1 protein-coding gene is annotated in these 255 nt (G+C 58.8%); it reads right to left on the bottom strand.

Annotation, left to right across the window (positions count from 1 at the left end):
* The coding region (locus ACIQVE_RS27640) for a type VI secretion system contractile sheath domain-containing protein (protein ID WP_402814722.1) at positions 1-255 on the bottom strand (255 nt) is incomplete at both ends.

The following is a 255-nucleotide window of genomic DNA, read 5'->3' as shown; positions in this document are numbered from 1 at the left end:
GAAACGCGGCACGGTCAGGCCAACGTAGCGGGAGTCTTCCGAAGTACGGAAGCTCTGCCATTTGGCGAATTGCGGGCCTTCGAAGTGGTCTTTCAGATCTTTCAGATCCGGCAGGCCGGTGAAGCTTTCCAGACCGAAGAACTTCGGACCGGCCGCGGCAATGAACGGCGCGTGGGACATGCAGGCTACGCTGGACACGTACTGCATCAGCTTCACGTCCGGCGAGCTTGGGGACATGTAGTAGTTGGCGATGAT

The organism is Pseudomonas sp. NPDC098747 (assembly GCF_044760045.1).
GTDB lineage: Bacteria > Pseudomonadota > Gammaproteobacteria > Pseudomonadales > Pseudomonadaceae > Aquipseudomonas.
The sequence above is the reverse complement of the archived record's forward strand: the minus strand, read 5'-3'. Positions and strand labels throughout refer to the sequence as shown.